General features: G+C 60.7%; 1 pseudogene. It reads left to right on the forward strand.

Features of this window, described 5'->3' with window-relative positions:
- Positions 1-216, forward strand: a pseudogene (locus tag FQ746_RS01665) (electron transfer flavoprotein subunit beta/FixA family protein); the annotation flags it as partial.
- Positions 217-305 lie beyond the last annotated feature (89 nt).

Below are 305 nucleotides of genomic sequence, written 5' to 3' on the forward strand. Positions count from 1 at the left end.
CGCCTGAACGAGCCGCGTTACGTCACGCTGCCGAACATCATGAAGGCGAAGAAGAAGCCGCTGGAAACGATCAAGCCGGAAGACCTCGGCGTCGACGTGACCCCGCGCCTGAAGACGCTGAAAGTTGCCGAGCCGCCGAAGCGCTCCGCCGGCGTGAAGGTGCCGGATGTGAAGACGCTGGTCGAGAAGCTGAAGAACGAAGCCAAAGTGCTGTGAAGGAGACAGGGTAATGACGAATCTGGTAATCGCAGAACACGACGCAGCAGAGCAGGTCCCCTTGGGGGGCAATGCGTCGATCAAGCCGG

The sequence above is a fragment of the Paraburkholderia sp. BCC1886 genome (assembly GCF_900996245.1).
Classification (GTDB): Bacteria; Pseudomonadota; Gammaproteobacteria; order Burkholderiales; family Burkholderiaceae; genus Paraburkholderia.